This window comes from Alcanivorax sp. HI0044 (genome assembly GCF_001634945.1).
In genome coordinates this window covers 1-608 of record NZ_LWEZ01000914.1, presented here as the reverse complement: position 1 = coordinate 608, position 608 = coordinate 1, and the positions used below count along the sequence as shown (strand labels likewise).

2 protein-coding genes are annotated in these 608 nt (G+C 51.2%); one reads left to right on the top strand and one right to left on the bottom strand.

Translation table 11 applies throughout. The annotated features are described in order from the left end of the window. Positions 1 to 59 precede the first annotated feature (59 nt). Positions 60 to 281 carry a BlaI/MecI/CopY family transcriptional regulator gene (locus A3730_RS10775; RefSeq protein ID WP_369819063.1) on the top strand — a complete coding sequence of 74 codons (222 nt, stop codon included), beginning with the start codon at positions 60 to 62 and terminating at the stop codon, positions 279 to 281. Positions 282 to 345: 64 nt separating this feature from the next. Here the strand turns inward: A3730_RS10775 and A3730_RS10770 are convergent. Continuing rightward, positions 346 to 608: MerR family DNA-binding protein (locus tag A3730_RS10770; RefSeq protein WP_156501147.1), on the bottom strand; the 263-nt coding region annotated here is incomplete at its 5' end.

Below are 608 nucleotides of genomic sequence, written 5' to 3'. Positions count from 1 at the left end.
CCGTGTGATGCTGGGAGGGGGGGGGCTAGCCATACAAAAGCCGATTGACGATCGGTTTTATGTGTGTCAGTCTGATTGCCAGATTGATAATCTCTAAGTGGTCAGGATTCATGCAGCTGGGTGAACTAGAAAAGCAAGTCTTGCAATACTTCTGGAAGGGGCGCACGGCAGACCCAAAATCTGTCTATGCGCATTTCGAGAAGCAGCGCGGAGGTACCTTGAATACTATCCAGAGCACGCTGGATCGATTGTTCAAGAGGGTAAGCGGATTAAATGGTTGATCTTACCTTTGCATGAGAGTGAGACAGACCGGCATCTCATCGGATTATCTGGTTGATGCTTCACCTACTGCTGGTGCATGTTTCCTTCGCTAATTCCAGCAAGAACCCCACACGCCTCAACTTCCCGGTCATCGTTGCAACTCGCTCTCAGTGAAACGAGTTGTTTCTCAAGCGCTTGCAGAGCGGTTATCTGCGACCGCACATGAGAGATGTGATCATCGAGCAAGGCGTTGACGGCGGTACAAGGCTGATGAGGGTCGTCCTGATAGCTCTGTAGTTCGTGAATCTCAGCCAGTGACAGGCCCAGGATTCTGCAGCGACGGATGA

Bases quoted from the DNA above. Each gene is read 5' to 3' on its own strand.
- A3730_RS10775 (WP_369819063.1), top strand. From the start codon at position 60: ATGTGTGTCAGTCTGATTGCCAGATTGATAATCTCTAAGTGGTCAGGA.